The sequence below is a fragment of the Lysinibacillus sp. genome (genome assembly GCF_032093475.1).
In the GTDB taxonomy this organism is placed as follows: Bacteria; Bacillota; Bacilli; order Bacillales_A; family Planococcaceae; genus Lysinibacillus; species Lysinibacillus irui.
On the sequence record NZ_DAMDAY010000039.1, the window covers coordinates 23,105 to 30,654 of the forward strand.

A 7,550-nucleotide genomic window follows, 5' to 3' on the forward strand; every position below is an offset into this window, starting at 1 on the left:
ATGTCTTGTGATCAACTATACATTTGTTCCAAACCCTATATTAGATAGCTTTTCCTTTACCTCTATTATCCTCTTTTTCCTGATGGGTTGGTTTACCGTGACATTGTTTCATTCAGAGGATGAAGGGCAAAAAATGATTACGATACTGCATGCGAATGGTTCAACACCATATAATGTCAGCCTATTTATAATTAATATAGTAATTGCTTTCAGCTTAAGTTTTGTATCTATCATTTACCCAGTAGTCATCCATGCTTTTGCTGAAAAGCCAAGCTTTATCCACCTATTTCTTGGATTTTTCGCCCATTTTACTTTGGCTACTTTAGGTATGGCCCTATCTGCTCTGTTTACAAGAGACCTTGTTAAAAATAAACAAAATACTTGGTGGGGAGTTATTAGTGTATTATTGTTTGCCATAGTATTAGCAACATTAAAGGATTCACTTGACCAACTAAATGGTCTTATTTGGGTTCTTCCCCCTGTCCATCTTTCTTTAGAAATGTTGGCTATTGGCGATCAAATAACATCCATACCTAGTAAGTTTTATTGGCAATTTGCCTGGATACTAGTCTATGCTGGTTTCGTTATCACTCTATTCTTCCTTTTATCTAAGCTAAAAAGGAAATAACCAAAAGGACTCCCGTTTATGGAAGTCCTTTTACCTTGATGTTATTGTGACGAGGTGTATGTAGCAAACAAATCGTTAACAGGCTCAAGAAACTAGAATCGATAAAGCGAACCACCCAAACACCATAGCTTCTTAGTGAAACCTCATTTATTAAGCACCAAATACATACATAGAAAAATGCCAATCCAAGTACTTGAAGCCAAAAGATGAGTTTTTGTTTAGGCTGAATACTTGGTAAGAATTTCTTTGGTTGATTAGCTGCCCTATAAGAGACATAGCAAATCATTAGTGTGATGCCAACTAAAGTACTTCCATGTTGCAAGTATTTATAAAGAGGAATCTGTAAACCAAACAGTGGCATTATTTCAGCTAAAATAGATACGTGCGTGACCATAAATCCATTTTTTGAGTAAAAGAATCCCAAACCACGTGAGTTAACATACCGAATAAAGCTGAATAGCTAAATACCACGATATTGAATAGTTTACTTTTGGTTGTTTGTTGGTTAGCTGTATCCTGCAAACATACCGGTAAATGATTAATTAGATGTTGCTGAATACATGCTCGATAAATTAGATAGAGCAAGATTACAAGAGGTAGATTAAAAGTAAAAAAACCTGTTAAGCAATGTCCAATCTCGCCTATTGGTCTGCCTCTTAAAAAATATTCAAAATCAGGTGCCATACTTCCTAATACTAATGCTGAAAAATGTATGTATTTACTTTGTCTTGAAAAAGGTAAAATTACGGCTGGATGTGCAAAGGTTAATGGCATATCACCCACCTCCCATCTGTTCAGACGCTTTCCAATGACAAAGGTTACTCCCTCATCTAAAATCGCAGTCATGTTGGGTTCAATTTGTTAGAAATTGCTCTTCCGACACAACCTTAATTCCATGCCTTTGTAGTAATGCAGTCGTTACTCCCACACCAACTAATTTAGTGCCATTGAATTCCCCATTATAAATCATGGCACTACCACAAGATGGGCTATACTCCTTTAAGACAACCTTTGTTGCACCTATTTCGCGTGCTTTTTGTAAGGTGGCATTCGCTCCTTTAAGGTACAATTCTGTAACATCACGTCCAGATCTTTCAACGACCCTTGCTTTCCCATCAAGAACATCATGACCATTTCCTCCTACAATTTCAGCAGGCTCGCGTGGCGTTGTAAAACCTCCCATTAACTCAGGACAAACGGTGACAGCTTTATTTTCTAACACAAGCTTTTGTATTTTTTCATCTAGACTGTTCGTGCCATTATAACGAACATTTAATCCAGCTAAGCAGGCACTAATTAAAATCATAGCTCCTCACTCCTTCAACTATCTTTAATACAACTATAACATGCTCATTAAAGAATGTTTTACGTGATCTGCTCTTTTTTTGATACACTATTTAAATAGCTATCCAAAGGAGGAATAAATGTCCGATCCTATTTTAATTTTGCCATATACAGATGAATGGGCTAAAGAATTTCATAGCATAGGTTCTCGATTACGTGAGGCCCTAGGAGACAACGCACTGAGAATTGATCATATTGGCTCAACTTCTATAACAGGCTTAGCAGCGAAACCAGTGATTGACATACAACTATCCGTAGCATCATTTACGCCATTGGAAGCGTTTAAAGGACCACTAGAATGTCTTGATTTTATTTATCGAGCAAACAATCCAGACAAGTCTAAACGCTATTTTCGAGAGGCTCCTGGTCATAGACGAGTACATATTCATGTTCGACAGGCTGGTAGTTGGGCCGAACAGCTAGCCTTATTATTTCGAGATTTTTTGCGCTGTCATCCAGATTACTGTCGTCGCTACGAGCAGGTAAAATATGAATTTGCAGAAAAATACATAAATAACCGACAACTATATACAAACTCTAAAGAAGCGATCATTTGGGAAATTTTAAAACAAGCTAATCAATGGAGTCAGCTTACAGGCTGGTCGCCCTCTCGCTCGGATAGCTAATTAACAAGGAGGAATAAATTTGATTGAATTTACTATTTGTTTTGTAAAGAAGGGTGATCATATCCTTTTGCTGAATAGAGATAAGCCGCAGTGGATGGGTGCATGGAATGGTGTTGGTGGTAAAATTGAACAGAATGAAACACCATTAGCTTGTGCAATCCGTGAAATTAAAGAAGAGACAGGTATTACTGTCGAGGATATTACGTATAAAGGAAAAATTACATGGACAGATGGCGATATTAACTATGGTTGTATGTATGCGTTTATAGCGGAACTACCTGAATCTTTTACATATGTAACCCCTCTAAAGGTTGCTGAGGGTATTCTAGATTGGAAGGAACTTACTTGGATTTTCCACCCTGAAAATGTGGGCATTGCGGATTTAAAATATTATTTACCCACAATGCTAAAGGAAACAACTAATTATGAATATATTTTTACCTATCAAGACAAAAAATTGGTCAATATCTCTTCAGCACCAATTGAACAAGCATCTACTGTCTAATAAAAAACAAGCCTCGGCCATGCATTAGGTGCATGACGAGGCTTATTTTTAATGTCTAGGCTGTGCAAAGCGCATTCTACACATCGACCAATTTAAGCTTGTATGCTGGATTTCATCATGGATTTCCCACAAGCTATCTACCATTCGCAATTCAACATTACGCTCTAATAATGCTTTCTCTATATCTTCGATCTCTGAGACATTGATGGGCATTTGTGTTAATTCACTTGTATAATAGCCAGCAATATCATCCTGTAATGTGAATCCATTACTATCAAACTCATATAGGTAAAGACTTGTATTCTTCAATACTTCCAACCACTTGTTTTCTATGACTACTACATGAGAAGCTTGAGCTAGATAGTGCTGTCTGTCCTGCTCTGTTGTCTGTTCTCCTGCATGAAAACAAACACGTGGACAATCTCTTGGCGTTAAATAATTCGGCAAGCATCTCTCGTTGATCGCCCATACAAGCCCTTTGGTGGCATCTAAATCTGGTCGCTCAGGTAGTCGAGGATGAAAAATCGTAATAGTAGGGTCTTCACTGATATGGAATAAACGCATGGTTACTTCTCCTTTATTTTCTTAATTTAAAAACAATAAAATCTGCACAATGCAAATCTTCCTTAAATTGAGGATACTTCTCTAGCATCTCCTCTGATGGCTCTGGCTCTACAATAGTTTCAATCATAAATCCAGCTTGCCTAATTGCTTGCACATAGCTTGTTAATGTTCGATGGTACAGAATGATTGGTGGCTCAGCATCTAGCTGTTGGTACACCCCTTCATAAAAATAACGTTGGACTTTCCAATATTGCTGATCTAGCTCCACATGTCTCATCCATCCACTATTTGGTGTCACAAAGCATGGGTGTAAAATCGAAAAAATAAAAGTGCTAGTAGGTTTTAATAATCGATACATCTCACATAGAGCAGCCTGATAATCCTCTAAATCTTGGAGAACCATATTCGAAACAATACAATCAAATTGTTCATCTGCTAGAAACGCTAATTTTTCACAGTTCCCTTGTAAAAATTGAATAGCATCCTTCTGTGGCGTTCTTTCCTTAGCAATGTCCAGCATTTTTTGTGAAAAATCAACCGCTGTTACTCTTGCACCATTCTTCACCAGTAATCTGCTTAAATAGCCTTCTCCACACCCTGCATCTAATACATGCTTTCCATTGATCTCTTCCAACAATGCAAAGATAGTGGGGTTTAACAGTACTACACGATGAATGTCACCCTGCTCATCGTAGTTAGCTGTATACCTTTCTGCATATTGATTCCAGCGTTGAACGGCTTGTTCTGTATTCATATAAAGACCTCATTTCAAAGTAGAATCGTAACGTTACGTCTTTTGTGCACTTGTCTATTTTTCCATATAAAGAAAAAAATATATAGACTTTTATTATATCTTTTAATATCATGTAGATAGAGGCACGGCTTCTTTAAGTAAATGAGAAAAGCCAGAAATCCCAATAGGATTTCTGGCTTTTATGCGTTATATTGAAATGGATTGTTCAGCGACAGCTTCTTTTTTGACAGTGAGCCACCTGCCAACAACCATGACAAGTAATGCAAGAAATACAATTACCCCTGCAAAGACAAGTGCTGCTTTATAGCTGCTATAAACTTCTACCAGTTTTCCTGCGATAATTGGACCAATAATTTGTCCAAAAGCATAAAAGGTTGTTAATAGAGATACAACGAATCCGCTCTGGGTCGGAAAAAGCTGACGTGCATAGGATGTTGTTAGTGTGACTATTCCTACAAAGGTTAGACCGAATAAAAACGATGCTAACAATACACTCCATACAGTTTGTGAAAATACGGGTAACAAGATGCCTATCACTTGAAATATGTATGCCACAAACAAAATTTTTATTGCCGAAAATTTTTCTAATAAAACTGTCCAGACTGGTGCTGATGGTATCGCTGCTAACCCCACCATCACCCAGCTATACGAGGAATAAGCCTGTAGAGAAGGGATATTATGAATAATATCAACTAAAAAAGTTCCTGTAATAATATAACCTAAGCCCTCTAATCCATAAGACACGATCAGCCATGGCATAAAGCCCTTTGTCATTTTCGTATCGAGTGATTTTGCAACTTTTAAACCGCCCCCAGTCTCTAAACCCTTCCACAAAATAGTTGTCATGAGTAAAAAAACCGCTGACAATATTCCTAATCCTAGCCATGTACCTTGCCACGCAAATTTAGCTTCAATAATAGGTACACATAAACCTGAAATTGCAATCCCTAAACCAATCCCACTATAGACATAGCCAGACCATCGTGACAGTGAATGTTTCGCCAAATAATCCATCACAATACTAGACGTTAAGACAAAAATTAAGCCCCCTGTAATACCTGCGATTAAACGAAGCACTAGCCATACACTATACAGCTCTATTAATCCCATTAAGCCTACTGAAAGGACGTTGAAAACAACACTTGCCAATAAAAGTTTTTTGCGTTGACGATAAATAAAGCCCGCCCATAATGCTCCAATAAAATAGCCAATATAATTGCTTGAGGCTAAAAACCCAGCTACTTCTAATGAAAATCCTACATCACGGCGCATAAATGGCAAAATCGGTGTAAAAGCAAAGCGACTAATCCCCATCGCTACAACCAATAATAATATTCCTCCAAAAACAATCCCCATATGCTGTCGATTCAAGTGTTCATCCCCCTCCCCAGTTCCCTACTGTAATTAAAAGAATACAGAGTGAAGATTAATAAATCTAATATATAATGTATATAAAAGCATAAAAATAATTTATAAAAGGTGTGTCTATCATGAATTTACATGCACTACGTTTATTTACGAAAGTGGCCGAGCTCAATAGTGTTTCCAAAGCTGCCCAAGCTCTTATGATAAGTCAGCCAGCCGTCACTATACAAATACGAAATTTAGAAAAGGAACTAGCTTTAACCTTGCTGGAATCTAAAGGGAGAGGTATTAAACTAACACAAAATGGCGCTTTTTTATATAAACAGGCTCAGCGATTATTTGATTTAGAGCAGGATATCGAAAATAAAATAGAGCAGCTAAAAAATACTGGCAACGAAGAATTGCAAATCGCATCTACACATGTCCCCTCTCACTTTTTATTACCCAAATGGCTTGCTTATTTTAAGCAAATCTATCCAGCTACAAATATTCATTTAAAAACGGCTAACTCGCAGCAAGTAATTGAGGAATTACTGCATTATAAGGTAGATTTAGCCTTTATTGTCAAAGAGGATGGACATCACCCAGATATCAATTATCAATTTTTAATGAACTTAGATTATTGGTTTATCGTGCCCTATAATCACCCACTTGCGGATCAAACTGTATCGTTAGCAGAACTTATGCAACAGCCCTTTGTCACAAGGGAAGATGGTAGCTCCACAAAAGAATACTTAAATGCTTTATGTAAGGTGCATAAGATTCCCCCACCTCAGGTCGGACTACAACTAGATGGAATTAATGAATCAATCCATGCTATTGCAGCAGGATTCGGTACTATGCTAGCCCCTTCCATTGCAGCCTCTAGCTTTATCCAACAGCAACAAGTATCGCGTGTCTTTATAAAGGATATCGATATTCAGCGTCCTATCTATCTTTGTACTAGAAAAAATGAACAGCATCATTCCTCATCCTTTAATAACTTTCTCCACATCATCAATCAATCGATTTGATAGTAAACGTGTCCAATCTCAAAGGAATCGAGAAATTCATCATCGATTCCTTTCTAGCTTTTTCTGCTTATCATCTAAATGTCTAAGACTACTAGTAGTCTTATTGCAGCTAGTACGGCAAACTATCCAATTTGTGTAACGCTCTCAAATTACTTTGTTTATCCATCCATCAACGCTTGTCAAAGCTGTCAAATAGTAGTTGAAAATGCTCTTTAAATCCTCTTGTTAATTCATCAATATTCGCTTTTTTATAGACTTGGTAGTTTAAATAGCCTATAATAATCCATGTTATTATCAATAAACGAACATTAAGGTGGTTTCCATGACTGAATATACGCATATTTTCAAAGGGACAGCATTTACAAGTAAATCTGCTACTGAGGTTCAAATCTTAAAAGATTATTTATTTTTCATTAATGCTGACGGCATGATTGATAAAACAATCGCTCCTGAACATACTGATTACCAGCAACTATTAACTACATATCAACATCAAAATAATTTCCATCAATTATCTGAAGGGCAATATTTCTTACCAGGGTTTGTCGATCTACATGTCCATGCGCCGCAATGGGCTCAATCAGGTACAGCTCTAGATATTCCTCTTTATGATTGGCTGAACACATACACTTTCCCTATCGAATCAAAATTTTCGGATTTAGCGTTTGCCCAAGAGGTCTATGAGGATTTAGTAGGCACGCTTCTTGCCAATGGAACAACAACATCCTTATATTTTGCGACAGTCCATAAA

At 37.1% G+C, this 7,550-nt stretch carries 9 protein-coding genes and 1 pseudogene; 5 read left to right on the plus strand and 5 right to left on the minus strand.

Annotated elements, in window-relative coordinates:
* The coding region (locus RT445_RS10455; protein ID WP_313470528.1) for an ABC transporter permease at window positions 1–628 on the plus strand (628 nt) is incomplete at its 5' end.
* A 16-nt stretch (window positions 629–644) separates the two neighbouring features.
* Here the strand turns inward: RT445_RS10455 and RT445_RS23675 are convergent.
* Together RT445_RS23675 and RT445_RS10470 are read right to left on the minus strand one after the other, a co-directional pair.
* A pseudogene (locus RT445_RS23675) lies at window positions 645–1,474 on the minus strand (DUF4184 family protein).
* Between the two features lie 7 nt (window positions 1,475–1,481).
* Window positions 1,482–1,934, minus strand: a complete 453-nt coding sequence (locus RT445_RS10470; protein ID WP_312505455.1) for a 2-thiouracil desulfurase family protein — start codon at window positions 1,932–1,934, stop codon at window positions 1,482–1,484.
* Window positions 1,935–2,052: 118 nt separating this feature from the next.
* Between RT445_RS10470 and RT445_RS10475 the strand changes: the two genes are divergently transcribed.
* Both RT445_RS10475 and RT445_RS10480 read left to right on the plus strand, forming a co-directional pair.
* Window positions 2,053–2,598, plus strand: coding sequence for a GrpB family protein (locus RT445_RS10475; RefSeq protein ID WP_312505453.1), 546 nt, complete (start codon window positions 2,053–2,055; stop codon window positions 2,596–2,598).
* A gap of 19 nt (window positions 2,599–2,617) precedes the next feature.
* Window positions 2,618–3,103: an NUDIX hydrolase gene (locus RT445_RS10480; protein WP_312505452.1), complete on the plus strand. Its 486-nt coding sequence runs from the start codon at window positions 2,618–2,620 to the stop codon at window positions 3,101–3,103.
* A gap of 48 nt (window positions 3,104–3,151) precedes the next feature.
* On the opposite strand, the gene RT445_RS10485 is transcribed toward RT445_RS10480, so the two are convergent.
* The 3 genes from RT445_RS10485 to RT445_RS10495 form a co-directional block, all read right to left on the minus strand.
* Window positions 3,152–3,667 (minus strand): DUF6886 family protein, encoded by a 516-nt coding sequence (locus RT445_RS10485; protein WP_312505451.1) that lies wholly within the window; start codon window positions 3,665–3,667, stop codon window positions 3,152–3,154.
* Window positions 3,668–3,680: 13 nt separating this feature from the next.
* Window positions 3,681–4,421, minus strand: coding sequence for a class I SAM-dependent methyltransferase (locus tag RT445_RS10490; protein ID WP_312505450.1), 741 nt, complete (start codon window positions 4,419–4,421; stop codon window positions 3,681–3,683).
* A 186-nt stretch (window positions 4,422–4,607) separates the two neighbouring features.
* Window positions 4,608–5,792 carry a YbfB/YjiJ family MFS transporter gene (locus tag RT445_RS10495; RefSeq protein WP_312505448.1) on the minus strand — a complete coding sequence of 395 codons (1,185 nt, stop codon included), beginning with the start codon at window positions 5,790–5,792 and terminating at the stop codon, window positions 4,608–4,610.
* A 119-nt stretch (window positions 5,793–5,911) separates the two neighbouring features.
* Here RT445_RS10495 and RT445_RS10500 point away from each other — a divergent pair, with 119 nt between their 5' ends.
* Window positions 5,912–6,799, plus strand: a complete 888-nt coding sequence (locus RT445_RS10500) for a LysR family transcriptional regulator (RefSeq protein WP_312505446.1) — start codon at window positions 5,912–5,914, stop codon at window positions 6,797–6,799.
* 322 nt (window positions 6,800–7,121) lie between these two features.
* Window positions 7,122–7,550: amidohydrolase family protein (locus tag RT445_RS10505; protein WP_313470535.1), on the plus strand; the 429-nt coding region annotated here is incomplete at its 3' end.

Excerpts from the sequence above, each read along its gene's own strand:
- RT445_RS10470 (WP_312505455.1), bottom strand. The coding sequence starts at position 1,934 with ATGATTTTAATTAGTGCCTGCTTAGCTGGATTAAATGTTCGTTATAAT.
- RT445_RS10475 (WP_312505453.1), top strand. The coding sequence starts at position 2,053 with ATGTCCGATCCTATTTTAATTTTGCCATATACAGATGAATGGGCTAAA.
- RT445_RS10485 (WP_312505451.1), bottom strand. The coding sequence starts at position 3,667 with ATGCGTTTATTCCATATCAGTGAAGACCCTACTATTACGATTTTTCAT.
- RT445_RS10490 (WP_312505450.1), bottom strand. The coding sequence starts at position 4,421 with ATGAATACAGAACAAGCCGTTCAACGCTGGAATCAATATGCAGAAAGG.
- RT445_RS10500 (WP_312505446.1), top strand. The coding sequence starts at position 5,912 with ATGAATTTACATGCACTACGTTTATTTACGAAAGTGGCCGAGCTCAAT.